This window comes from Pseudomonas sp. PvP027, from assembly GCF_017833005.1.
GTDB classification, from domain to species: domain Bacteria; phylum Pseudomonadota; class Gammaproteobacteria; order Pseudomonadales; family Pseudomonadaceae; genus Aquipseudomonas; species Aquipseudomonas congelans.
Window position 1 is genome coordinate 1,421,741 of the sequence record NZ_JAFIBK010000001.1, and the last position, 25,789, is coordinate 1,447,529.

Sequence of the window (25,789 nt, forward strand, 5' to 3'; positions counted from 1 at the left end):
GTGCTCCCCCTCAAACGTACAGCATCAGGTCCAGGAATCCCGCAACGTCACGGTGCGGTTGAAGACGGGTCGACCAGGTTTGGAGTCCTTGATGTCCGCGCAGAAATAACCTTCGCGCTCGAACTGGAAACGGTCTTCCGGTTGCGCTTGGCCCAACGAAGGCTCGGCGCGACAACCGGTCAGTACTTGCAGGGAGTCCGGGTTGATGTTGTCCAGAAAGCTTGCGCCCTCTTCGGCTTTTTCAGGGTTCGGCGAACGGAACAGTCGATCGTACAGACGCACTTCGCACTCTACGCTTTCGGCTGCCGGCACCCAGTGCACAACGCCCTTGACCTTGCGGCCTTCAGGGTTCTTGCCCAGGGTGTCCGGGTCGTAGGAGCAACGCAGCTCGACGGTGTTGCCATCGGCATCCTTGATCGCTTCATCGGCACGGATCACATAGCTGCCACGCAAACGCACTTCGCCATTGGGCTCAAGACGCTTGTAGCCCTTCGGTGGCTCTTCCATGTAATCGTCGCGGTCGATGTAGAGCTCCCGCGAGAACGGCAGCTCGCGCATGCCCAGGTCTTCTTTCGGGTGGCGCGGCAGTTCCAGCTTTTCGACCTGACCTTCCGGATAGTTGGTGATGACCACTTTCAGCGGGCGCAATACGCACATGGCGCGCGGCGCGCTGTGGTCCAGGTCGTCGCGGATGCTGAATTCGAGCATGCCGAAATCGACCACACCGTCAGAGCGGTTGGTGCCGATCATTTCGCAGAAATTGCGAATCGATTTCGGCGTGTAGCCACGGCGGCGGAAGCCAGACAGCGTCGACATGCGCGGGTCATCCCAGCCACTGACGTGCTTCTCGTCGACCAGTTGCTTGAGCTTGCGCTTGCTGGTGATGGTGTAGTTCAGGTTCAGGCGCGAGAACTCATACTGACGCGGCTTGCACGGCACCGGCAGGTTGTCGAGGAACCAGTCGTACAGCGGACGATGGCTTTCGAACTCCAGGGTGCAGATCGAGTGGGTGATGCCTTCGAGGGCATCCGACTGACCGTGGGTGAAGTCATAGATCGGATAGATGCACCACTTGTCGCCGGTCTGATGGTGATGCGCATGGCGAATACGGTAGATGATCGGGTCACGCAGGTTCATGTTCGGCGAGGCCATGTCGATTTTGGCGCGCAGTACGCGAGCGCCATCCTCGAACTCACCGGCTTTCATGCGTGCGAACAGATCGAGGTTTTCCTCGACGCCACGCTCGCGGAACGGACTGTTCTTGCCCGGCTCGGTCAGGGTGCCGCGATATTCGCGCGCCTGCTCGGGGGTCAGATCGTCCACATAGGCCTTGCCTGCCTTGATCAGCTCGACCGCCCAGTCGTGCAACTGGTCGAAGTACTGCGAGGCGTAACGCACTTCCCCGGCCCACTCGAAGCCCAGCCACTTGACGTCACTCATGATGGCGTCGATGTATTCCTGGTCTTCCTTGGCCGGGTTGGTGTCGTCGAAACGCAGGTGCGTATCGCCACCGAACTCCTTGGCCAGACCGAAGTTCACGCAGATCGACTTGGCGTGACCGATGTGCAGGTAGCCGTTGGGCTCCGGTGGAAAGCGGGTCACGATTTTGCTGTGCTTGCCCGAGTCCAGGTCTGCCTGCACGATAGGACGCAGGAAATTGGTCGGTACGGCTGGACCTGCCTTTGGATTGGCAGCGGGTTCTGGAGTGGGCTTGCTCATAGGATCCTTGGACATACGTGCGCGGCCAGGGTAGGCCGACTAAATCAAAGCGCTTATCATAGCCGAAGCTGTCAAGTCCCTGACAACAGACTGCGTATTTGAAGGCATAAAAGCTGCAAAAGCGCTGAAAAATGTAACCTCGTCTGTAAACTGCGCGTCAGGGTCATAATCTGCCCATTCATGCATGACTAGAGAGCGACTTCCGAAATGCCTAATGTAAAGCTGACTACCAACCACGGCGACATCGTGCTGCAACTGAACGAAGAAAAGGCGCCACTGACCGTCGCCAACTTCATCGAATACGTTAAGGCCGGCCATTACGAAAACACGGTTTTCCACCGTGTGATCGGTAATTTCATGGTCCAGGGCGGCGGTTTCGAGCCTGGCATGAAAGAAAAGAAAGACAAGCGTCCGAGCATCCAGAACGAAGCCGACAACGGTCTGCCGAACAAGAAGTACAGCGTAGCCATGGCCCGCACCATGGAGCCGCACTCGGCTTCTGCGCAGTTCTTCATCAACGTCGCCGACAATGCCTTCCTCAACCACAGCGCCAAGACCGTTCAGGGCTGGGGTTACGCTGTGTTCGCTGAAGTGATCGAAGGCACTGACGTCGTCGACAAGATCAAAGGCGTGGCGACTTCCAGCAAGGCCGGCCATCAGGACGTCCCGGTAGAAGACGTGATCATCGAGAAAGCCGAGATCGTTGAGTGATACTGCTGATCTCCGATCTGCACCTTGAACAGGAGCGCCCGGACATTACCCGGGCGTTTCTGGATCTGCTCGCAGGACGCGCTCGCGAAGCCGAGTCGCTGTATATCCTCGGGGATTTCTTTGAAGCCTGGATCGGTGACGACGCGATGTCGCCGTTCCAGCTTTCGATCTGCAAGGCCCTGCGCGAATTGAGCGACAGCGGCACACGAATTTTTCTGATGCACGGCAACCGTGATTTCATGCTCGGCAAGGGTTTTTGCAAGGCAGCGGGCTGCACGCTGCTGAGCGACCCCAGTGTCGTGGAGTTGAACGGTGAGCCGGTGCTGCTGATGCACGGCGACAGTCTGTGCACCCGCGATGAAGGCTATATGCGGATGCGCCGTTATCTGCGCCATCCGCTGACGCTGTTCATTCTGCGCCATTTGCCGCTGGGCACCCGCCACAGGCTGGCGCGCAAGCTGCGTAATGAAAGCCGTGCACAAACCCGTATGAAGGCCAATGATATTGTCGATGTGACGCCGGACGAGGTGCCGCGGGTCATGCAGCAGTTCGGTGTGCGCACGCTGGTCCACGGCCACACTCATCGTCCGGCGATTCATAAGCTGCAGATTGGCGATCAGGCCGCCAGACGCATTGTGCTGGGTGACTGGGATCGTCAGGGTTGGGTGCTGCAGGTGGATGGGCAGGGATTCAATCTGAGTTCGTTCGACTTTGTGCCCGAGACGACTGCGCTGTTGAACTGATGACGCGGTAATGCGGCTGTTCTGCGACATCAGGTAGATTGGGATTCGACTCAGATTCTCGTTCCCACGCTCCGCGTGGTAATGCAGTTCGTGACGCTCTGCGTCACACGGCGGGTTTTCTTTGTCAGGTGGATTGGGGTCCGGCTCAGGTCACCTTTTCGCCCCTCGGCGACCTACTTTGATGGGGCCAAAGTAGGCAAACCCCCAAGCTCCGTTTCCGGCCCGACTTCGTCCTGACACTGATCCGGGGGTCGCCGCACCGGGCCATCCATGGCCCGGTGCGGCTAGCCTGGCGTCCTGCCAGGCTACCCCCGGGATCAGCGCCAAGACTCAGCCGTCACTAACGTCGCACTCTGCGTCGTCAGTGCCATCGTGGTTGAAAAGCACTTTTTCGGCAGTGGCTGCAGGTAAGACATGGGATTGTTTTGACTATCGTTCCTCACGCTCCGCGTGGGAATGCAGTTCGTGACGCTCTGCGTCACATAGCGGTTCTGCGATGTCAGTGCCATCGCGGTTGAAAAAGCACTTTAGAGCAGTTTGGCCGAAGGCACGGTTCAGATAGACGCACAAGAAACTAGTGCCCGCCCCCTGCCGCAGGCCCGGCCTTGGCGGCGAATGGGGGTTTAGCAAGCCAGACGAGCAGGATCAGTCCTGCGAATATCCAGCCCAGCAGGTAGAAGTAATCCACTGTGGACATCATGTAGGCCTGTGCGTTGAGGGTCTGCTCCAGTTGCGCATACGCTTGCGGGCTGGCGCCGCCCAGGCTGTCGAGGGCGTGGCGGGTGGCGGGGTCGAAGGTGCTGATGTTTTCACTCAGGTAGGCATGATGCTGGTTGGCGCGGCGGATCCAGATCCAGGTGGTCAGCGACGCTGCGAAGCTGCCGCCGAGGGTGCGCAGGAAGGTTGCCAGTCCGGAGCCATCGGCGATCTGATCGGGCGGCAGGTCGGACAGCAGAATGCTCAGGGTCGGCATGAAGAACAGTGCCACGCCGATGCCCATGAACAACTGCACCATGGCCACGTGTTCGAAATCCACGTCGGTGTTGAAGCCTGCACGCATGAAGCAGCTCAGCCCCATCGCCAGGAACGCCAGGCCAGCCAGCAGCCGCAGGTCGAACTTGTGCGCGTACTTGCCGACAAAGGGCGACATCAGTACCGGCAGGATACCAATCGGTGCAACGGCCAGCCCCGCCCAGGTCGCGGTATAGCCCATCTGGGTCTGTAACCACTGCGGCAGGATCAGGTTGATGCCGAAGAAGCCGGAATAGCCGCCGATCATGACCAGCGTGCCGATGCGGAAATTGCGGTAGGCAAACAGGCGCAGGTTGACGATCGGGTGCTTGTCGGTCATTTCCCAGATGACGAAGAAGACCAGCGCGACCAGCGAAATCAGCGAGCCGAAGATGATGAAGTTCGATTCGAACCAGTCCAGATCATTACCCTTGTCGAGCACTATCTGCAACGCGCCGACACCGACGATCAGCGCCAGCAAGCCAATGTAGTCCAGCGGTTGACGCGCTGTGGTGACCGGCCTTTTGGCCATCTGGGTGCGCACCACCAGCACGGCAAACAGGCCGATGGGAATGTTGATGAAGAAGATCCACGGCCAGCTATAGCTGTCGGTGATCCAGCCACCGAGGATCGGCCCGGCGATGGGCGCCACCACCGTCACCATCGCCAGCAAGGCCAGGGCCATGCCCCTTTTGGCAGGCGGGTACACCGCAATCAACAGGGTCTGACTCATCGGATACAGCGGGCCGGCGACCATCCCCTGCAGCGCCCGGAAGCCCACCAGTTCCGGCATGGACTGGGAAATACCGCACAGAAACGAGGCGATCACGAACAGAATAGTGGCCCACAGGAACAGCTTGACCTCACCGAAGCGGCGACTGAGCCAGCCGGTCAGCGGCAAGGCAATCGCGTTGCTGACCGCAAACGAGGTGATCACCCAGGTGCTCTGCTCCGAGCTGACCCCCAGGTTGCCGGCGATAGTCGGCAGCGCCACGTTGGCAATGGTGGTATCGAGCACCTGCATGAAGGTCGCCAGCGACAGACCGATGGTGCACAGCAACAGGCTTGGCGGGGTAAAGGAAGCGGGGGCGTTGTTGCTCATCGCAAATCCCTGAAGACGAATGCGACACCCCGGCCAGCGGACCGGGGCTCACGGATTGGCGGTTCAGCGCTGAACGGCAGTCTTGCCACCGGGCGCACTGTTCTCATGAATCAGGCGGGCGATCAGCGCGTCGGCGTCTGCCAGTTGCTCGGTGTACACCTGAGTGCTGAACGCGGCCTGCTTGCGTGGCTGTTGCGCCAGCACCGGACCGCTCTGATCATGCAGGTTGACTTCAACCGTGGTCGACAGGCCGATGCGCAACGGGTACTTCGCCAGCTCTTCAGCGTTGATGTGCACCCGCACTGGCACGCGCTGGACAATCTTGATCCAGTTGCCGGTCGCGTTCTGCGCAGGCAGCAATGCAAAGGCACTGCCGGTACCGGCCCCCAGGCTGTCGATGGTGCCGCTGTATTTCACATCGCTGCCATACAGGTCGGAGCTGATCTCCACCGGCTGACCGATGCGCATCTTGCCCAACTGGGTTTCCTTGAAGTTGGCATCAATCCACAACTCATCCAGCGGGATGACCGCCATGGTTGCGGTGCCCGGCTGAATGCGTTGCCCCAGTTGCACGGTGCGCTTGGCTACATAACCGGTGACCGGTGCGACCAGCGTCGAACGTGCGTTGGCCAGGTAGGCCTGACGCAATTGCGCGGCCGCGGCCTTGACGTCCGGGTGCGAGGACACCACGGTGTCGTCGACCAGCGCCACACTGGTGCTCAATTGCTGCTGAATGTTGTTCAGAGCGCTCTGCGCGCTGGTCAGGCTGTCTCTGGCGTGCGACAGCTCTTCCTGGGAGATCGCCCCCCCGGCGGCGAGGCTGCGACGACGGTTGTAGTTGTCCTGAGCGGTCTGCACGGCAGCACGCTGCGCGGCCAGTTGCGCCTTCATGCCATCGACATTGCTGTACAGGCCGCGCACCTGGCGCACGACCTTGCCCAGATTGGCCTCGGCACTTTGCAGCGAGACTTCGGCGTCGCTCGGGTCGAACTTGAGCAGAACCTGTCCTTCGTGCACCAGATCACCATCGTCCGCACCAATACTGATGACGGTTCCGGTGACCAGCGGGGTGATTTCGACCACGTTGCCATTGACATAGGCGTCGTCGGTCTCTTCGCTCCATTGGCCGTAGATCTCGTACCAGGCCCAGATACCCAGCGCGAGGATCACGACGACAATGGCAAGCCCGATCAGCATGAACTTGCGCTTGCCAGACTTAGGCGCCTGTTGAGGAGCCTGGGCAGATGTGTTTTCAGCGGCAGCAGTGGCCATGGCAGTTACCTTTAATCAGCGAAGCGACGGAACGACGGCGATCAGGCTCGCGCCTGCCAACACGTCGGCCGCTCAGCTTTTAGCTTTGGGGTTGAAGCTCAAACGAGTCAGAGTGATGTGGTCATCAGCAGCCACCAGCACCTTGGTGAGAATTCTTTTCAGGCTCTCGACCTCCTCACTGTCGAGCGCCGCGAACGTGTCGTTCATCGCGTCCGCGCCAATCTGCGGCAGCAGATCGGAGAGCGCCTGTCCCTGCTCGGTCAGCGCCAGACGCACCTGACGACGATCGGTCGCGGAACGCTTGCGTACCACCAGCCCTTTCTGTTCCAGACGATCGAGCATGCGGGTCATCGAACCGCTGTCCAGCGAAAGGTGCCGACACAATTCCACGGGGGTATCGGTGGAAAACTGGGCAATGATGATCAGCACCTTGAACTGCGCGAACGTCACGTCATAGGGCAGCAGGTACTTGTCGAGCATGCGGTCTTTGAGCGCATTGGTACGACCGACCAGCAGCCCGATGAGGCTGGATTCGAAATTGTCGGGGCTGAAATGTTTCACGGATTGACCCAGATAGCTGCCTAGGCAGTGATTGCAAAATATTACTGCCTAGGCAGCCGTTGTCAAAGCATTTATTAGCATGCTTGCTAAATCCCCATAAAAAAACGACCGCTGGCAAGACGGTCGTTTTCGAGTGTGCGTGCGGGAGGAATCAGGCGGCGACAGGTACGCCACTGTGAAAGCGGAACTCTTCGTCAGGACTTTCGATCAGTTCACGCTCGGCCAGACGGATCTCCTCGATCTTGGCATCGACATCCGCCTTGTCGCCGTAGCTGTACGCCAGCTTGAGGTAGTCCTGAAAGTGTCGCGCTTCGGACTTCAGCAGACCGCCATAGAATTTGGCCAGTTCTTCGTCCAGATGCGGCACCAGCGCCGCGAAGCGCTCGCAGGAACGAGCCTCGACGATGGCACCGACGATCAGCGCGTCGGTCAGCCGGTAGGGGTTGTGATTGCGCACCAGCTTGCGCAGCGCCCCGGCGTACCGGGCCGAGCTGATGTTGGCCATGGGGATCTGGCGCTTTCTGATAATGCTGATGACCTGCTCGAAATGGCGCAGCTCTTCCCGGGCCAGACGTGACATCTTGCTCAACAGGTCGAACTTGTCGTTGTACTGAAACATGAACTGAAACGCTGCCCCGGCGGCCTTCTTCTCGTTGTTCGCATGGTCGATCAGCAGGATGTCCAGATTGCTCAGTGCGGCCTGGACCCAGCTGTCAGGGGTGCGGCAAAGCAGGAAGGCTTCGATTTCAGGGATCGGGTACATAGGCTCACAGAATGACGGAGAGGCACGGCCGGGCATTATACGAGGAGCAACGATGCCTCGCGACACAAAAGCATGCCGGAGTTGTCAGGCGCCGAATGCGTCGCGCAGAAAGCCTGGCGCGATATAGCGCTGATAGTGCGCCTCGGACAGCAGGAAAAACTCGCGGTCGATCGCATCGCGCAGCTCCGGCAGCGTCCAGTCGCGGAACTCCGGCAACAGCACGAAACCGTAGGCCTCGACCTGGCTGATCACCCGCGCGCCACGGGCGATCAACTGGTAAGCCCAGCAATATTCGGACTGGTGCGGCACAAAACGGATCTTGCGCTGGGTGAGCTGCGCACGCAGCTTGTCGGCATCGAAGACTTCGAGCTTGGCAGTCATCACCTGGACCAGCAGTTGCTCCAGACGCAGCCAGACCGCTCTTTTTTCATCTTCGTTATAGCCGTTCCAGTGAATGACCTCGTGGTGGAACCGCTTGCAGCCACGGCACACCAGATCCCCGTAAACAGTGGAGCAAAGGCCGACGCAGGGGGTTTTGATAATGTAATCGGGCATGTCAGGCAGGACTGGGGAAGGCGAAACAAGGGCTCATGTTAGCCCTTTGTCTAAGCAAGTTCACCCCCGAAGATGTAGGGGCTAACTTACCTTCGGCAAAGTTTTGGCGTAGAATCAGCGAGCCTTTTAAGGCGCCAATGTCCGTTGGAAGCTGTTTTCAAAGCGTCACGAGCACAGTCAAGTTAATCCCGCAGTGCGGCGTCGACAGGCCATTCCCTCATCACGAATGGCCGTGTCGACCGCCACTCCCCCCGCCCTGCAGGCGTAAAACTTTGAAAACAGCTTCTGTTAGGAATCACCGATACCCTGCCAACAAGGCTCAATAAGCCTTGCGTGGGTACGGGCGATTTCTGGATGAGCGTCCCGGACACCCATTTGGGACCACTGATGAGGGTTAATACTGTGCTTGAAGCCTACCGTAAACATATCGAAGAGCGTGCCGCCCAGGGCATCGTGCCCCAGCCGCTTAACGCCGAACAAACTGCAGGCCTGGTCGAGCTGCTGAAGAATCCCCCGGCTGGCGAAGAAGCTTTCCTTGTCGATCTGATCACCAATCGCGTTCCGCCAGGCGTTGACGAAGCTGCCTACGTCAAAGCCGGTTTCCTGTCTGCCCTGGCCAAGGGCGAAGCCACTTCTCCCCTGATCGACAAAAAACGCGCCACCGAACTGCTCGGCACCATGCAGGGTGGTTACAACATCGTCACCCTGGTTGAACTGCTCGACGACGCCACCCTCGCACCGGTCGCTGCCGAACAACTCAAGCACACCCTGCTGATGTTCGACGCCTTCCACGACGTGGCCGAAAAAGCCAAGAACGGCAATGCCCACGCCAAGGCTGTCCTGCAGTCCTGGGCTGACGGCGAGTGGTTCAAGAAGCGCCCGACGCTGGCCGACAAGATCAGCCTGCGCGTTTTCAAGGTCACCGGCGAAACCAACACCGACGATCTGTCCCCTGCCCCTGATGCCTGGTCGCGTCCAGACATCCCGCTGCACGCACTGGCCATGCTGAAAATGGCCCGTGAAGGCATCGTTCCTGACGTTCAGGGCTCCATCGGCCCAATGAAGCAGATCGAAGAAATGCGCGGTCAGGGCTTCCCGATTGCCTACGTCGGTGACGTGGTCGGTACGGGTTCCTCGCGTAAATCGGCAACCAACTCGGTACTCTGGTTCTTCGGCGACGACGTCCCTTACGTCCCGAACAAGCGTGCCGGCGGTTTCTGCTTCGGCAGCAAAATTGCTCCGATCTTCTACAACACCATGGAAGATGCCGGCGCTCTGCCAATCGAATTCGATGTCTCGAACATCAACATGGGTGACGTGATCGACGTCTATCCCTACGCCGGCAAGGTCTGCAAGCACGACAGCGACGAAGTCATCACCACCTTCGAAATGAAGACTCCGGTGCTGCTCGACGAGGTCCGCGCTGGCGGCCGTATTCCACTGATCATTGGCCGTGGCCTGACCAGCAAGGCTCGCGCCGAACTGGGCCTGCCGGAGTTCGACCTGTTCAAGACCCCTGACCAGCCAGCCGAAAGCACCAAGGGCTATACCCTTGCGCAGAAGATGGTCGGCAAGGCGTGCGGCGTAGCAGGCGTTCGTCCGGGCACCTACTGCGAACCGAAGATGACCACTGTCGGCTCCCAGGACACCACTGGCCCGATGACTCGCGACGAACTGAAAGACCTGGCGTGCCTGGGCTTCTCGACCGACCTGGTCATGCAGTCGTTCTGCCACACCGCGGCCTATCCGAAGCCTATCGACGTCAAGACGCATCACACGCTGCCTGACTTCATCATGACCCGCGGCGGCGTTTCCCTGCGTCCGGGCGACGGCATCATCCACAGCTGGCTGAACCGCATGCTGCTGCCGGATACCGTCGGCACCGGTGGCGACTCGCACACCCGCTTCCCGATCGGTATCTCCTTCCCGGCCGGTTCCGGTCTGGTCGCGTTCGCTGCTGCAACGGGTGTCATGCCGCTGGACATGCCTGAATCGATCCTGGTTCGCTTCAAGGGCAAGATGCAACCCGGCATCACCCTGCGCGACCTGGTTCACGCCATTCCTTACTACGCAATTCAGGCTGGCCTGCTGACCGTAGAGAAGAAAGGCAAGAAGAACGCGTTCTCCGGTCGCATCCTGGAAATCGAAGGCCTCGACAACCTGAGCATCGAACAGGCTTTCGAGCTGTCTGACGCCTCTGCCGAACGTTCGGCTGCCGGTTGCACCATCAAGCTGGCCAAAGAGCCAATCATCGAATACCTGAATTCGAACATCACCCTGCTGCGCTGGATGATCGAACAGGGTTACGGTGATCCTCGCACCCTGGAGCGTCGTGCTCAGGCGATGGAAGCCTGGGTTGCCAACCCGGAGCTGCTGGAAGCCGACAAGGATGCCGAATACGCCGAAATCATCGAAATCGATCTGGCCGACGTCAAGGAGCCTGTGCTCTGCGCGCCGAACGACCCGGACGATGCACGCCTGCTGTCTTCGGTACAGGGCGAGAAGATCGACGAAGTGTTCATCGGTTCCTGCATGACCAACATCGGCCACTTCCGCGCTGCGGGAAAGTTGCTGGATCAGGTCAAGGGCCAGCTGCCTACGCGTCTGTGGCTGTCGCCGCCTACCAAGATGGACGCTCACCAGCTGACCGAAGAAGGCTACTACGGCATCTACGGCAAGGCTGGCGCACGTATGGAAATGCCGGGCTGCTCGCTGTGCATGGGTAACCAGGCACGCGTGGAACCGAACTCGACCGTGGTGTCGACGTCGACCCGTAACTTCCCGAACCGTCTGGGTGACGGCGCGAACGTCTACCTGGCCTCGGCCGAACTGGCGTCCGTTGCTTCGATTCTGGGTCGCCTGCCGACCGTTGAAGAGTACATGGGTTACGCCAACCAGATCGACACCATGGCAGCGGACGTGTACCGATACCTGAGCTTCGATCAGATCGCCGAGTTCCGTGAAGCCGCTGCGAACGCCAACATCCCGGCCGTTCAAGTCTAAGCACGAAAGCTGGCAGCAAAAGAACCCCATCCTCGTGATGGGGTTTTTTTGCCCTCACTCGACCTCGTACATATATTTTTCACATTCACATGGCTATAGTGGCGGCCCTTGTTGGGGAGTAGCCTGCTCTTGACTCCGGTCACAGAGCGTTCGTATCAACATTCTCGGCAGCATGCCGTGGTGCGAACACCTTCTGGTTGGCGAGACCAACGATGCATCCATGCCTAAAGTCGGGCGTGTGGTTGCGTCGTTGACTCATAGCCCGACTGGATATAACCGTGAACCCGATTTCCCTCCTCTTTCTCGCGCTTGCCATGTCCACGGACGCTTTTGCTGCGGCCCTTGGTAAAGGAGCAAGCCTGCATAAACCGCGCTTTCTCGAAGCGTTGCGCACGGGCCTCATATTCGGCGCCATCGAAACCATCACGCCGGTCATCGGCTGGGGCATCGGCCAGGTGGCTGCGCGCTTCGCCGAGAGCTGGGACCACTGGATCGCCTTCACACTGTTGCTGGTGCTCGGCCTGCACATGATCTACAACGGTATCAAGCACGACGATGACGAAGAGCAGGAAAAGCCGGGGCAGCATTCTTTCTGGATTCTCGCCGTCACCGCATTTGCCACCAGTATCGATGCACTGGCGGTCGGCGTAGGTCTGGCATTTGTCGACGTCAATATCGTGGTTGCCGCCCTGGCCATTGGCCTCGCGACTACTGTCATGGTCACTATCGGCGTGATGCTGGGCCGGGTACTGGGTTCGATGGTCGGCAAACGCGCTGAAATCGTTGGCGGTATCGTGTTGATCGTGGTGGGTGCGACGATTCTTTACGAGCACCTGTCGGCGGCGCAGTAATCGGCTGATCGAACGTATCAGGCAGGCACAAAAAAAACCCGCATCTTTCGATGCGGGTTTTTTATGGGTACAGCCTTTTACAGCACGCTTACACGGTAATGCCCTGCCCGCTCATGGCCAGGTCCAGCAGCTCGCGGTTGGCAACGGCGTACATCGCGTAATCCGTGCCGCTTGCCGCACGCAGCTCGACCAGCATGGCACGCCAGCGCTCGACCATCAGCGTGTGCTGTTCCAGCCACAGGGCCAGACGCGCGTCGATTTCCGAAGGACCATCGGCCATCTGCAGAACCGATACGGTGATCGCCCGCTGTTGCCAGTCGACATCGTCACGGAACGCTTCACGCGCCAGAGCCTGCCAGTTGTTTTCCACCGGCAGACTGCTGATCTGCTGCAGGTACCAGGTAATGTCCAGCGCGCTGCCGACGGCGAAGTACGCCTTGGCGACGTCGGCAGCGTTCTGCCCGGTGACGTCGGAGGCTTCGATGATCGGCAACAGCGTATACAGATGCGTCGTACCGGCGACCATGCGCGCCAGCAATTCCGGCACACCGGCTTCGACATAGGCCTGATAACGCGTCTGCCAGATCTCGCGGGTAGGCCCTTCCAGCAGTTCGTCAAGCTTGAGACCCAGTGCGGCGAGGTGCGGACCGAAGTGCGCCACATCACGACCAGCGTCCAGCTCGTTGCGACGGCTACGCAGGAACCAGCGCGTTGCACGACGCCCCAGACGCATCAGCTCATCCATCAATGCCAGCTGGATTTCGGCCGAAACCTTGTAATCCAGTGCCTCTATCTGACGGAACCAGTGCGGCAGGTGGAAGATGTCACGCACGATCACGTAGGCGCCGGCCACCGCCGCAGCGCTCATGCCGGTCGACTCCTTGAGCCGCTGCACGAAGGTGATGCCCATGTGGTTGACCAGATCGTTGGCGATCTGCGTGCTGACGATCTCGCGCTTCAGGCGATGGCCGCGCATGGCCGTGGAAAACTTGGCACTCAGCGAAGGCGGGAACGCGGTTTCCATATCGCGCGCCAGATAATCGTCATCCGGCACACGGGATTCCAGCAGCGCTTCCTTGAGATCGATCTTGCTGTACGAGATCAACACTGACAGCTCGGCACGACTCAAGCCCTGCTTGGCCGCAATCCGCTCGGCAATCTGCTCTTCGGCAGGCAGGAACTCGATAGCGCGATCAAGCTTGCCACGCGCCTCCAGGTCACTCATCAGGCGCTTGTATTCGGCAATCCGCTCGTAAGCGCGACGTGCTGCCAGCGACAACGCCTGCGTCTGCTTGTAGTTGTTGCCCAGCACCAGGTGGCCCACTTCGTCGGTCATGCTTTCGAGCAGCTGATTGCGCTGCTTCTCGGTCATGTCACCGGCCTGCACCACTTCGTTGAGCAGGATCTTGATGTTCACTTCGTGATCGGAGCAGTCCACACCGCCCGCGTTGTCGATGAAGTCGGTGTTGGTCGCGCCGCCATTAAGGCCGAACTCGACACGGCCCAGCTGGGTCATGCCCAGGTTGCCGCCCTCGCCCACCACCTTGCAACGCAGCTCGTTGCCGTCGACGCGCAGCGCATCATTGGCCTTGTCGCCGACATCCGCGTGCGACTCCTCGCTGGACTTCACGTACGTGCCGATACCGCCGTTCCACAACAGATCTACCGGTGCCTTGAGCAACGCGTGCAGCAGTTCGGTCGGGGTCAGCTTGTCGGCCTTGATGTCGAAGCGCGCCTTCATCTGTTCGGTGATGGCGATACTTTTCAGGCTGCGCGGGAAAATCCCGCCGCCAGCGGACATGATGCTGGTGTCGTAGTCGGTCCAGGACGAGCGCGGCAGATTGAACAGGCGCTGACGCTCTGCAAAGCTGGTGGCCGGGTCCGGATTCGGATCGATGAAGATGTGCAGGTGGTTGAACGCAGCGACCAGTTGCAGCTTGTCAGACATCAGCAGGCCGTTGCCAAACACGTCACCGGCCATGTCACCGATGCCGATCACGCTGATGCTGTCCTGCTGCACATTGATGTCGCGTTCACGGAAGTGACGCTGCACGCCCACCCATGCGCCCTTGGCGGTGATGCCCATCTTCTTGTGGTCGTAACCGGCAGAACCACCGGAAGCGAAAGCATCACCCAGCCAGAAGCCGTAGTCGATGGCAATTCCGTTGGCGATGTCCGAGAACGTCGCGGTGCCCTTGTCGGCAGCCACCACCAGATACGGGTCATCGTCGTCATGACGCACCACGTTGACCGGCGGCACCAGCGCGCCTTCCTTGAGGTTGTCGGTGATGTCCAGCAGCCCGGAGATGAAGATGCGGTAGCAGGCGATTGCCTCGGCCTGCACCTCGTCGCGGTTGCCGGTGGTCGGCAGGCGACGCGGCACGAAGCCGCCCTTGGCACCTACCGGCACAATGACCGAGTTCTTCACCTGCTGGGCTTTTACCAGGCCCAGCACTTCGGTACGGAAGTCTTCCTCGCGGTCCGACCAGCGCAGGCCGCCACGCGCCACGTTGCCGAAACGCAGATGCACGCCCTCGACACGCGGTGAGTAGACGAAAATTTCAAACTTGGGCACCGGCTTGGGCAGCTCGGGGATCAGGCGCGGGTTGAACTTGAAGCTGAAATAGCTCTTGCTCTGCCCGTTGGCATCGGCCTGATAGAAGTTGGTCCGCAGGGTGGCCTTGATCAGGTCCAGATAGCGACGCAGGATGCGGTCTTCATTGAGCACCTGCACGTCGTCCAGCGCAGTCAGAATCGCCTGTTCCAGACGCAACTGCTTGTCGTCGAGATCGTCGGAACCCAGCTTGCGCGCCAGATAGAAACGGGTCTTGAACAGACGCGTCAGCTCGCGGGCGATGTCGGTGTGGTTGTTCAGTGTGGTGGCGATGTAACCCAGGTCAAAGCCCAGACGAATCTGCTTCAGATAGCGTGCATAGGCGCGCAGCAGCGCCACGTCGCGCCACGGCAGGCCGGCGGTGAGTACCAGACGGTTGAACGCATCGTTTTCGGCATCGCCGCGCACGATGTGCACGAACGCATCCTGCAGGGTGTCATTGAGCTGCTGGATATCGAGGTTCAGACCTTCGCCGTAGGTGAAGGCGAAATCGTGAATCCAGAACTCGCGGCCATTGGCATGATGCAGGCGGTACGGGAACTCGCCCAGCACGCGCAGGCCGAGGTTTTCCAGAATCGGCAACACATCGGACAGCGCCAGCGGTGTATCGGCGTGATACAGCTTGCAATGCAATTGCTGGCGGCCACCGGCCAGTGGCTGGTAGAAGCTCATAACCAGCGGATTGGCTTCGCTGAGGCTCAGTACGTGCTGCATGTCGACGACTGCCGAATGCGCCGCAAAGCGCTCGCGGTAGCCGGCCGGGAAGCCTTTCGGGAAGTCGGCCAGCACGTTGGTGCCCTGGGCTTCACCGAAGCTTTCGACCACCAGACTGGCGTAGTCGTCCTTCCACGAACGGCACGCCTGAATAACTTCGTTTTCCAGCTGGGCGACGTCGATTTCCAGGTTGATCTTCGGGTCCACGCGCAGAATCAACTGCACCCGCGCCAGCACCGATTCAGAGAAGAACGTCCAGAATTCGCAATCGCTGGCCTTGAGGCGATCCATCAGGACCTGCTGGATCTTCTGGCGTACTTCGGTGGAGTACACGTCGCGCGGCACATAGGCCAGGCAGTAGCAGAAACGGCCGTACGGGTCCTTGCGCAGGAACACGCGAATCTTGTTGCGCTCCTGAATCTGCACGATCGACATGACCGTGGTGAACAGTTCGTCCACCGGAGTCTGGAACAGGTCGTCACGTGGCAGCACTTCGACCACCTGCGCCAGTTCCTTGCCCAGGTGCGCCTTGGCGTCGAAACCGGAGCGGCGCTCGACCTCGGCGACCTTACGACGGATGTACGGAATCTGCCGCACGCTTTCGCCATACACCGACGAGGTGTACAGGCCCATGAAGCGACATTCCTTGATGACCTTGCCCGACGCGTCGATCTGCCGGATCGAAACGTAATCCGGGTACGCCGGACGGTGTACGCGGCTTGGGTGCGCCGCCTTGGCAAACGACAGCAGCACCGGTTCCTGCAGGTATTTCACCGCGTAATCTTCGATGTGCAGTTCTTCGCGGGTCAGGCCAGGGCGCAGCAGTCGGGTCAGCCCCAGGAAAGACGACTCGTCGTAGACCAACTGGCCGCCTTCGGCGTCGTTGCGCACTTCGAATTCTTCGTAGCCCAGGAAAGTGAAGTGGTTGTCCACCAGCCATTGCAGGAAGACCTTGATCTCGGCCTTTTCCTCGACGTCGGTGTTGGACTCGTTGGCATCGATACTGGCCAGCAGCTCGTGCAGGCGCGCTTTCATCGGCCCGAAATCTTCGACGGCAGCGCGCACTTCGCCAAGCACCTGCTCCAGCTCGCGCGCCAGCACGTTCAACTCGCTGACGTTGGCGCAGCGGTCGATCTCCAGGTACATCAGCGATTCCTGCAGCACGTCTTCGCCGGTGGTGCCCTTGGGCAGCATCTCGAGCAGTTCGCCAGCAGCGCCGCGACGCACGCTCAGTACGGTGGTCTGCAGGGTATGGATGCTGTAGCCGCGGCGGTTCAGCTCGGTACGTACGGAGTCGACCAGAAACGGCAGGTCGTGATGCAGCACTTCAACGGCAGTATGAGTCGATTGCCAGCCGTGGCGCTCGTAATCGGGGTTGTAGACACGGACCTGCGGGTGAGCATGTTCGAAACGCTCCAGCAGGCGCCACGCGGACAAGGTGCAGCCTGCCAGGTCGGAAAGCCGCCGCTGGGTGAGTTCGTCGAGGGAAATGATGCCGAAGAATTGCTCGGCAAACAGCGCCACTTGTGGCAGTGCCTGTTCGCTGATGTGCTGAGCCAGTGCCGCTTGCAGTTGATGCTGGAAGTCGGCCTTGCTGGCTGCGGTGAAGAACGCCATCTGTGGTACTCCGCTTTGGCTTTTATTGGGGAGGCTTGAAGAAGGTGTTGAAACCGGTGTGCCCTTGCATTCAATCGCGCGGGCATAACCTGATCGAGTGTAAAGCTAAAGTAGTAACGCGCGCTGTGTCAGGGTAGTCACATTTGTATATCGCGGTGAAAAAACGCTACGCGCACCCGACACCGTACACCACTCGTCTGTCATGCAGCTTAACGAGAGCTGAGCGCACACTGCTTACGAGGCTGCGACATATTCGGTCATCAGGTCGCGATACACTGCGCACGATGGTGCCAATATCGCCCGACAATATTTACCCGGGACTGGCAAAATCCCCTCACGCCTCACCTGGACAGACCCGGAGCCACCCATGCAAATCAAGACCGCCAGCCTCATCGCCAACCCGTGCGACGACGAATACGACGATATGGCACTGCTCTGCTGCCACGCAGAAAACGGCATGCTGTTTTCCCTGACGCGTTTCCCGGACGAGAACGAAGTGGAAATCACCGTCAGCGACGACAAGTCACTGAATGTGTCCAGCCTGAACGTCACCTTCAGTGCCGAGCGCCTGTTGGTGGAAATCGACCCACAGGACGCCAAGCAGCTCGATGGCCACCATCAGTATGAAATTCTCCACGCCACCGATGCAGGCGAGTTGCACGACGTACACCAGACGTTACAGATCATTCTCGAAAACGTCGGTGAGTACGCCAGCACAATCAGCTGACGGGAAAAAAGCGCTAGAGTGAGCACTTCGCCGAACAGGAGTGTGTCATGAACCGCATTTTCGACGCCCACTGCCACATCATCGATCCGCATTTCCCGCTGATCGCCAATAACGGCTATCTGCCGGAGCCGTTCGGTGTCAGTGACTACCTTGCGACGGTCAAGCCTCTGGGCGTTCAGGGCGGCGCCGTTGTGTCGGGCTCCTTTCAGGGCTTTGACCAGGGTTATCTGCTTCAGGCGCTGCGTCTGCTGGGACCGGGCTTCGTCGGTGTCACGCAACTGCCCGCCAGCGTCACCGATGCAGAGCTGGACGCCCTGAATACGGCAGGCGTGCGCGCCTTGCGCTTCAACCTCAAGCGCGGCGGCTCGGAGCAGCTCGACCAGTTGGAGGCACTGGCCGTGCGTGTCCATGAACGCGCAGGCTGGCACTCGGAGCTGTACATAGACTCGCGGGAACTGGCGCACATCGAAACACGCCTGCGCAAACTCCCGGCCCTCAGCATCGACCACCTGGGGCTGAGTGCCGAAGGGCTGCCCGTGATCCTGCGCCTTGCGGAGCGCGGCGTACGGATCAAGGCCTGTGGTTTCGGGCGCGTGGACTTTCCGGTGCGCGAAGCCCTCAGGGATATCCACGCCGCCAACCCGAATGCCCTGATGTTCGGTACCGACCTGCCATCGACCCGCGCACCCCGCCCCTTCCGGCCCGACGATATCGAACTGTTGATCGACGCACTGGGCGAAAGCGGCGCTGGTCAGGCGCTGTGGGATAACGCGGCGAGCTTCTATCGAATCTGACGCTGCGGCTTCGACGAACAGAGCCAATCGCCCTACATGAACACCTATTGATCATGTAGGACAATGCCAGCATAAATGACAGGCACTTCTCTAAATGCAATAAAAAACGCGGGAGTCGTTAGTCGATACCTGCCTGGATGGATTAAAGTATCGCCCCCAGCTCAGCAGTCACCAGACACAGCTGTTCACCCTGCCAGGAACCGTCACCGATGGAACATCGTGAAGCGCTGATTGCGCTGCGAACTTTTCTCTCAACGCAGATCCTTGGCCAGGAAAAGCTGATCGAACGCCTGCTCATCGCCCTGCTTGCCGACGGCCACATGCTGGTCGAAGGCGCTCCCGGCCTGGCCAAGACCAAGGCGATCAAGGAGCTGGCAGAAGGTATCGAAGCCCAGTTCCACCGCATTCAGTTCACCCCCGACCTGCTGCCTGCCGACATCACCGGTACGGAAATCTATCGCCCGGAAACCGGCAGCTTCGTGTTCCAGCAGGGGCCGATCTTCCACAACCTGGTACTGGCCGACGAAATCAACCGTGCGCCGGCCAAGGTCCAGTCGGCGCTGCTCGAAGCCATGGCCGAACGGCAGGTCAGTGTCGGGCGCAGCACCTATGACCTGTCGCCGCTGTTTCTGGTCATGGCGACCCAGAACCCTATCGAGCAGGAAGGCACCTACCCGCTGCCCGAAGCCCAGCTCGACCGCTTTCTGATGCACGTCAAGATCGGTTTCCCGGATGCCGCCGTCGAACGCAAGATCCTTCAACAGGCGCGTGGCGAAGCCCTGAATGGCGAAACCAAACCGGAGCGCCGCGTCAGCCAGCAGGCGATCTTCGCTGCACGCAAGGAAATCCTTGGCCTGTACATGGCCGATGCGGTCGAGGAATACCTGGTGCAACTGGTCATGGCCACCCGCACCCCGGCCAAGTTCGATCCGGAACTGGCCGAATGGATTGCCTACGGTGCCAGCCCACGAGGCTCCATTTCACTGGACCGCTGCGCCCGTGCGCATGCCTGGCTGGCCGGACGCGACTTCGTCAGCCCCGAAGACATTCAGGCGGTGCTGTTCGATGTGCTGCGCCACCGGGTCATCCTGTCGTTCGAGGCCGAAGCTGCCGGTATCGATCAGGATCGCGTGATTCAGCGCATCCTCGACGTCGTGGCCGTCGCCTGACCCCATGCAACCCTACCTGATCCCCCAGCCGGGCATCCGCGTCAGCCTCAGCGAGCTGATCGAGATGCGTCATCGGGTGCGGGAAGTGCAGCTGTTTTCGACCCCCAGCCAACGCAGCCCGCTGATCGGCCTGCACCATTCCAAGCTGCGCGGTCGTGGCGTGGACTTCGATCAGGTGCGGGTCTATCAGGCCGGAGACGACGTGCGCAGCATCGACTGGCGCGTGACGGCGCGCACGCAGGAGCCGCACACCAAGCTGTTCCATGAGGAACGCGAGCGGCCCATCTTCATTCTGGTGGAGCAGAGCCGACGGCTGTTCTTCGGCTCCGGCCTGATGTTCAAATCGGTACTCGCGGCTCAGGCGGCCGCGCTGATCGGCTGGGCGGCGCTGGAACACAATGACCGGGTCGGCGGGTTGGTATTTGGCGATAACGAACACTACGAGATCAAACCGCGACGCAGCAAACAAAGCCTGCTGCAGTTGCTCAACCGCCTGGTGCGGGTCAATCAGTCGTTGCATACCGAGATTCCGCCAGACCGCGATGCGTTCGGCACTGCGCTGCGCCGCGCCCGGGAAGTGCTGCGCCCCGGCAGTCTGGTCATCGTCCTGTGCGACGAGCGCGCCCTGTCCGATGCCGCGGAACAACAACTGAGCCTGCTGTCACGGCACAGCGACCTGCTGTTGCTGCCGCTGTCCGACCCACTGGACCGCGCCCTGCCCGCTGCCGGTCTGCTGCGCTTTGCCGAACGCGGCGCGCAACTGGAGATCGACACCCTCAACCCAGAACTGCGCCGCGCCTATCGGCAACAGGGCGAGGAGCGCACGGCGCGTTGGGAGTTGCTGGCGCAGAAGCTGCGGGTATTGCTCATGCCGTTGAGCACCCAGGCGGAGCTCGTCGAACAACTGCGCGAATACCTCAATGCGCGTCGTCCGGTGAAGCGCAAATGAATCCGCTGGATCAACTGGAGCCGCTGATTGCGCCCGAAGCCGTCGGCTTCTGGCCGCTTGCGCCGGGCTGGTGGCTGCTGCTGTTGCTGCTCCCCTTGGCTGGCTGGGGGCTGTGGCGCTTGCGCAAACTGCTGCCGGCCAAGGCCCGCAAAGTGCGCAGCGAACAGCCGCTGGACCCGGTTCGCCTCGCCGCGCTGGCGGAACTGGCCAGCCTGCCGAAACCCTACGACGGCGCGCCGGCCGGTGCCTGGCTGCAGCAAATCAACGGTCTGCTCAAACGTCTGTGCCGTAACCATTACCCGCACAGCCAGAGCCATACCCTCAACGGCCGCAAATGGCTGGCGTTCCTCGACAACCGCTGCCCGGCTGCCGGTCTGACGCGCTGGATGATTCTGGTCGAAGGCGCTTACAAGCCAGAGTGCAAACTGGACGACAAGGCCATCAGCGGCCTGACTCAAGCGGTCGATACCTGGATCCGCAAACATGTTTGAGTTCGTCTGGCCGTGGGTGTTCGCCCTGCTGCCATTGCCGTGGCTGATGCGCGCCCTGCTGCCCATGGCCGACAGCGGCGAGCCCGCGCTCAAGGTCAGCTTTCTCAGTGAACTCGAAGGCCTGAGCGGTCGCCGCGCCAAAGCCAATCTGCCGGTCTGGAGACAACGTGCACCGTTTTTGTTGATCTGGCTGTTGCTGCTGATCGCCACAGCGCGACCGCAGTGGCTGGGCGAGCCACTGCCAGTCGCCGCCAGTGGCCGCGACCTGCTGGTGGCGGTCGACGTGTCCGGGTCAATGGACTACCCGGATATGCAATGGAAAAGTGACGAGGTCAGCCGGCTGGTGCTGGTGCAACAACTGCTCGGTGACTTCCTCGAGGGCCGCAAGGGTGACAGGGTCGGTCTGATCCTGTTCGGCACCCAGGCGTTTGTCCAGGCGCCACTTACTTATGACCGCCGCACCGTACGTATCTGGCTCGACGAGGCCAGGATAGGCATTGCAGGCAAGAACACTGCACTGGGCGATGCCATCGGCCTGGCCCTGAAACGCCTGCGCCTGCGCCCGGCCACCAGCCGCGTGCTGGTGCTGGTCACTGACGGCGCCAACAACGCCGGTCAGATCGATCCGATCACCGCCGCGCGGCTGGCGGCCGAAGAAGGCGTGAAAATCTACCCCATCGGCATCGGCTCGGACCCGGACAAGGACGCGCTGCAAAGCGTGCTTGGCCTCAACCCCAGCCTTGATCTGGACGAACCGACGCTCAAGGAAATCGCCAGCCTCAGCGGTGGCCAGTATTTCCGCGCGCGCGATGGCGACCAGCTGGAAAAGATCCGCGCCACCCTCGATGCCCTGGAGCCGGTTGCACAGCAGCCCACCCAGGCGCGCCCGGCACAAGCGCTTTATCAATGGCCACTGGCGACGGCTCTGCTGTTGAGTGTGCTGCTGGTGCTGCGTGAGTTGTGGCCGAACAACGCACTGCAACGCCTGCTGACGATGGTGCGGTCCATCAACTGGCGCGAGCGCTGCAAAAGCCTGTGGAGGTCGCGATGATCAGCGCGCTCTGGCCGCACTGGTTTCGCCCGGAATGGCTGCTGATCACGCCATTGCTGGCGCTGCTGATCTGGCGACTCTGGCATCGGCAGAAACGCGCAGGGCGCTGGCAAATGCTGCTGCCCGTTCACTTTCATGAGGTGTTGCTCAACGGTGGGCGCGGCAGCAACAGCAAGCTGCCATGGGTCGCGCTGGGGCTTGCCTGGTTGCTAGCCCTTTTTGCATTGCTGGGCCCCAGCTGGCAGCGCGTCGAACAGATCAGCCAGAAACCGGTCGATCCGTTGGTGGTGATTCTCGAACTCACCCCGCAGATGCTCGCCACCGATACGCCCCCTACCCGTCTGGAACAGGCAAGACGCAAGCTGCTGGACCTGTTGCAAAAGCGCAGCGACGCGCAGACCGCCATCGTCGTCTACGCAGGCAGCGCACATACCCTGGTGCCGCTGTCCGATGACCTGGTCACCAGCCACAATCTGCTGGAAGCCATCAGACCGTCGATCATGCCGGTGACCGGCCAGCGTGCTGATCTGGCCGTGCAGAAAGCGCTGCACCTGCTCAAACAGGGCGCATTGGGTCAGGGGCGGATTCTGTTGATCACCTCGTCGCTCAGCGAACAGGAACGTCAGGGCATCCGCAGCGCATTACGCGGGCAATCGCCACCGCTGCTCATCCTCGGAGTCGGCACGGCGGAAGGCGCGCCGGTCACGCAGGAGAACGGCAGCCTGCTCAAGGACGACCAGGGTGCGATTCTGGTGCCGCGTCTGGACAGCACCAGCCTCAACGAATTCGCCGATCAGGTCGGTGGCAGCTATCGTCAGGCACGCGGTGATGAAGAAGACTTGCGCAGCCTCGGTCTGCTGGCCAGCCCTCGACACATGAGCCGCGACGGACAGGTCGTCCAGCTCGACACCTGGGCTGATCAGGGCCACTGGTTGCTGTTGCCGCTGCTGTTGATCGCGGCACTGGCCGGCCGGCGTGGCTGGCTGTTCTGCCTGCCATTGATGTTCATGTTTCCGCAGAACAGCCAGGCGTTCGAGTTTCAGGACCTGTGGCTGCGTCCCGATCAACAGGGCCAGCGGCTGCTGGAACAGCATCGGCCAGCCGAGGCCGCGCAACGCTTCGAAGACTCGCGCTGGAAAGGCGTGGCGTTGTACCAGGCGGAAGACTACGCCAGCGCCGCCCGGCAGTTTGCCGAAGGCAACAGCGCCGCCGACCACTACAATCGTGGCAATGCCCTGGCTCGCAGCGGCGAGCTGGCAGCGGCACTGGATGCCTACGAGCAGGCCCTGGACCGACAGCCCGACTTCCCTGCGGCACAAACCAATCGGGCGCTGGTGCAAAGCCTGCTGGATCAGGCCGACGAGCAGAAGCCTGCTCAGGACGAACAGAACAAGGCCGATCAGGGCGAAGAAGGTCAGCAGGCGTCGCAAGACCCCAATAGCAGCGCATCGCCAGCCGAGCAGAACCCGTCCCGATCGGATCAACCCGGCACCAGCGAAAGCCTGCCGCCGGACACCAGCGGCCAGGCCACCTCGGGCGAGTCGACGGACGACGAACAGACCACCCGCCCGCCGCAACAGTCCGCCGACAGCCCCATGACCGGCGAGCGGCGCCAGGAACTGGAGCAGTGGCTGAGGCAGATTCCGGATGACCCGGGCGAACTGTTGCGGCGCAAATTTCGCTACGAACAGCAACATCAGGAAAAGACCCGATGAGTCGCGTGTACACCTTATTGATCGGCCTGCTGCTGAGCCTGGTCACCTTGTCGCTGCAGGCTGCGCAACTGACCGCCAGCGTTGACCGCACGCGCCTCAACGCGGGGGAAACCGTCGAGCTGACCCTGGAAACCGACGATGTGACGCAGTTCGGCAAGCCGGACATGAGCGCGCTGGAAAGCAGTTTCGAGGTGCGTGACACGCGTCAGCTCAACAGCCTGAAAACCCTGGACGGCAGCAGCCAGGCCACGACGCGCTGGATCGTGACCCTGCTGCCTCGCGAAACCGGAAGCGTGTTGATTCCGTCGCTGCAACTGGGCGAGCTGAAAAGCCAGCCGCTGACCCTGCAGGTCATGCAGAGCGAGCCCCAGGAGCAGGGCAACCATCTGGCGTCGATCTTTATCGAAGCGAGCCTGGATCAGGACAGCGTGTATGTTCAGGCGCAGGCCGTGCTGACCCTGCGCGTCTACCATTCGGTATCGCTGTTCGACGACAGCAGCTTGAGCCCCCTGCAAGTACCGGACGCACGGGTCGAAAAGCTCGGCGACTCGCGCACCTACGAAAAGCTGATCAACGGCGTACGCCACGGGGTGATCGAGACACGCTACGCGATCTACCCGCAGCAGAGCGGCGTGCTCAAGATACCGGCGCAAGTGTTCAGCGCCACGCTGGTGCAGACGCCTGCCGAGGGTTCGCAAGCCCAGGACGCCAATCCTTTCGGGCCGCAGCCGGGCCGATCGGTGCGGGTCAAGTCCGCCGAAGTGCCGTTGACCGTCAAGCCCAAGCCTGCCGACTACCCGGCCGATGTCGCCTGGCTGCCGGCACGCAGTATCAACCTGGAAGAAAACTGGAGCCCGGAGCCCGGCACTACGCAGGTCGGCGATTCGCTGACCCGTACCCTGACGCTCAAGGCCGAAGGGCTGGCGGGCGCGCAGCTGCCCCCCCTGCCGCCCACAGAAGTACCCGGTCTGCGGCGTTATCCGGATCAGCCACAACTGCGCAACCTGCCCAGCGAACGCGGCCTGATCGGCACGCGCGAGGAACGCGAGGCTCTGGTGCCCGCCCGCGCCGGCGCAATCGACCTGCCTGCGGTTGAAGTGACCTGGTGGAATACCCGCGAAGATCATCTGGAGCACAGCAGCCTGCCCGCACGCACCCTGCAGATCAGCAGCAACCCCGGTCTGGCGGTGGATACACCGGTGAACAATGACATGGGCGGCGTGACCGTGATCGGCCCGCCAGTCTGGCCGTGGCAGATGAGCACATTGCTGCTGGTCTGCACCACCCTGCTCGGTTTCGGCTTGTGGTGGCGCGCCCGTGGACAGCCGGCAATCGCCCGGGCCGTGCAGACCGGGCCCAGCCCGCGTACGGTACTGGATGACCTCAAACGCGCCTGCCTGGCCAACGACCCGCAGGGCACGCGTCAGGCACTCGACGCCTGGGCACGCCAGCAGCCGGAAACCCTGGCCGAAATGGCTGCGCGCTTCGTGCCGCTGTCCGATGCCCTGGATGGTCTCAACGGTGCGCTTTACAGCGAAACCGGCAAGCTGTGGCTGGGCGAGGACCTCTGGCGCGCGGTGCGCAAGCTGCCCGCCGCCGAACATATTCAGGACCCGGCAGGTGATGCCGGGTTGCCGCCGTTGTATCCCAAATAAGG

The 25,789-nt window shown here is 61.1% G+C and carries 19 protein-coding genes; 12 read left to right on the forward strand and 7 right to left on the reverse strand.

The window, feature by feature from the left end:
* Positions 1-24: 24 nt before the first annotated feature.
* On the reverse strand, positions 25-1,719 hold the full coding sequence (locus JOE33_RS05515; RefSeq protein WP_187625692.1) for a glutamine--tRNA ligase/YqeY domain fusion protein: 1,695 nt from the start codon (positions 1,717-1,719) through the stop codon (positions 25-27).
* A gap of 207 nt (positions 1,720-1,926) precedes the next feature.
* Here JOE33_RS05515 and JOE33_RS05520 point away from each other — a divergent pair, with 207 nt between their 5' ends.
* Both JOE33_RS05520 and lpxH read left to right on the forward strand, forming a co-directional pair.
* A complete protein-coding gene (locus JOE33_RS05520) occupies positions 1,927-2,430 on the forward strand; it encodes a peptidylprolyl isomerase (protein WP_010437159.1) in 504 nt (167 codons plus the stop codon).
* On the forward strand, positions 2,427-3,173 hold the full coding sequence (lpxH, locus tag JOE33_RS05525) for a UDP-2,3-diacylglucosamine diphosphatase (RefSeq protein WP_010437163.1): 747 nt from the start codon (positions 2,427-2,429) through the stop codon (positions 3,171-3,173). Before JOE33_RS05520 ends, lpxH begins: the two co-directional genes overlap by 4 nt.
* Before the next feature lie 574 nt (positions 3,174-3,747).
* On the opposite strand, the gene JOE33_RS05530 is transcribed toward lpxH, so the two are convergent.
* From JOE33_RS05530 to JOE33_RS05550, 5 genes are all read right to left on the reverse strand, one after another.
* Positions 3,748-5,307 carry a DHA2 family efflux MFS transporter permease subunit gene (locus JOE33_RS05530; protein WP_260676607.1) on the reverse strand — a complete coding sequence of 520 codons (1,560 nt, stop codon included), beginning with the start codon at positions 5,305-5,307 and terminating at the stop codon, positions 3,748-3,750.
* 42 nt (positions 5,308-5,349) lie between these two features.
* Positions 5,350-6,558 (reverse strand): HlyD family efflux transporter periplasmic adaptor subunit, encoded by a 1,209-nt coding sequence (locus JOE33_RS05535; protein WP_187625693.1) that lies wholly within the window; start codon positions 6,556-6,558, stop codon positions 5,350-5,352.
* 72 nt (positions 6,559-6,630) lie between these two features.
* Positions 6,631-7,119: a MarR family transcriptional regulator gene (locus tag JOE33_RS05540; RefSeq protein ID WP_003368537.1), complete on the reverse strand. Its 489-nt coding sequence runs from the start codon at positions 7,117-7,119 to the stop codon at positions 6,631-6,633.
* Positions 7,120-7,270: 151 nt separating this feature from the next.
* On the reverse strand, positions 7,271-7,882 hold the full coding sequence (gene miaE, locus JOE33_RS05545; protein WP_010435763.1) for a tRNA isopentenyl-2-thiomethyl-A-37 hydroxylase MiaE: 612 nt from the start codon (positions 7,880-7,882) through the stop codon (positions 7,271-7,273).
* A gap of 84 nt (positions 7,883-7,966) precedes the next feature.
* Complete coding sequence (locus JOE33_RS05550; protein ID WP_002554470.1) at positions 7,967-8,437, reverse strand: DUF1289 domain-containing protein; 471 nt, start codon at positions 8,435-8,437, stop codon at positions 7,967-7,969.
* 402 nt (positions 8,438-8,839) lie between these two features.
* On the opposite strand from JOE33_RS05550, the gene acnB reads away from it, so the two are divergent.
* Together acnB and mntP are read left to right on the forward strand one after the other, a co-directional pair.
* Entirely contained in the window at positions 8,840-11,440 is a 2,601-nt protein-coding gene (gene acnB, locus JOE33_RS05555) for a bifunctional aconitate hydratase 2/2-methylisocitrate dehydratase (RefSeq protein WP_010435760.1), read from the forward strand.
* A 278-nt stretch (positions 11,441-11,718) separates the two neighbouring features.
* Positions 11,719-12,291 (forward strand): manganese efflux pump MntP, encoded by a 573-nt coding sequence (gene mntP / locus JOE33_RS05560; RefSeq protein WP_010435757.1) that lies wholly within the window; start codon positions 11,719-11,721, stop codon positions 12,289-12,291.
* An 88-nt stretch (positions 12,292-12,379) separates the two neighbouring features.
* On the opposite strand, the gene JOE33_RS05565 is transcribed toward mntP, so the two are convergent.
* Entirely contained in the window at positions 12,380-17,236 is a 4,857-nt protein-coding gene (locus tag JOE33_RS05565; RefSeq protein ID WP_010435754.1) for an NAD-glutamate dehydrogenase, read from the reverse strand.
* Between the two features lie 367 nt (positions 17,237-17,603).
* On the opposite strand from JOE33_RS05565, the gene JOE33_RS05570 reads away from it, so the two are divergent.
* From JOE33_RS05570 to JOE33_RS05605, 8 genes are all read left to right on the forward strand, one after another.
* Positions 17,604-17,963 (forward strand): hypothetical protein, encoded by a 360-nt coding sequence (locus tag JOE33_RS05570; protein WP_187625694.1) that lies wholly within the window; start codon positions 17,604-17,606, stop codon positions 17,961-17,963.
* A gap of 47 nt (positions 17,964-18,010) precedes the next feature.
* Entirely contained in the window at positions 18,011-18,757 is a 747-nt protein-coding gene (locus JOE33_RS05575; RefSeq protein WP_187625695.1) for an amidohydrolase family protein, read from the forward strand.
* 209 nt (positions 18,758-18,966) lie between these two features.
* Positions 18,967-19,926: a MoxR family ATPase gene (locus JOE33_RS05580; protein ID WP_003342804.1), complete on the forward strand. Its 960-nt coding sequence runs from the start codon at positions 18,967-18,969 to the stop codon at positions 19,924-19,926.
* Between the two features lie 4 nt (positions 19,927-19,930).
* Entirely contained in the window at positions 19,931-20,875 is a 945-nt protein-coding gene (locus tag JOE33_RS05585) for a DUF58 domain-containing protein (protein ID WP_003318876.1), read from the forward strand.
* On the forward strand, positions 20,872-21,366 hold the full coding sequence (locus JOE33_RS05590) for a DUF4381 domain-containing protein (protein WP_122528784.1): 495 nt from the start codon (positions 20,872-20,874) through the stop codon (positions 21,364-21,366). The genes JOE33_RS05585 and JOE33_RS05590 overlap by 4 nt, the downstream gene beginning before the upstream one ends.
* Entirely contained in the window at positions 21,359-22,417 is a 1,059-nt protein-coding gene (locus JOE33_RS05595; RefSeq protein WP_032614256.1) for a VWA domain-containing protein, read from the forward strand. The genes JOE33_RS05590 and JOE33_RS05595 overlap by 8 nt, the downstream gene beginning before the upstream one ends.
* Entirely contained in the window at positions 22,414-24,132 is a 1,719-nt protein-coding gene (locus tag JOE33_RS05600; RefSeq protein ID WP_122693667.1) for a VWA domain-containing protein, read from the forward strand. The genes JOE33_RS05595 and JOE33_RS05600 overlap by 4 nt, the downstream gene beginning before the upstream one ends.
* On the forward strand, positions 24,129-25,787 hold the full coding sequence (locus tag JOE33_RS05605) for a BatD family protein (protein ID WP_122693666.1): 1,659 nt from the start codon (positions 24,129-24,131) through the stop codon (positions 25,785-25,787). The genes JOE33_RS05600 and JOE33_RS05605 overlap by 4 nt, the downstream gene beginning before the upstream one ends.
* Positions 25,788-25,789 lie beyond the last annotated feature (2 nt).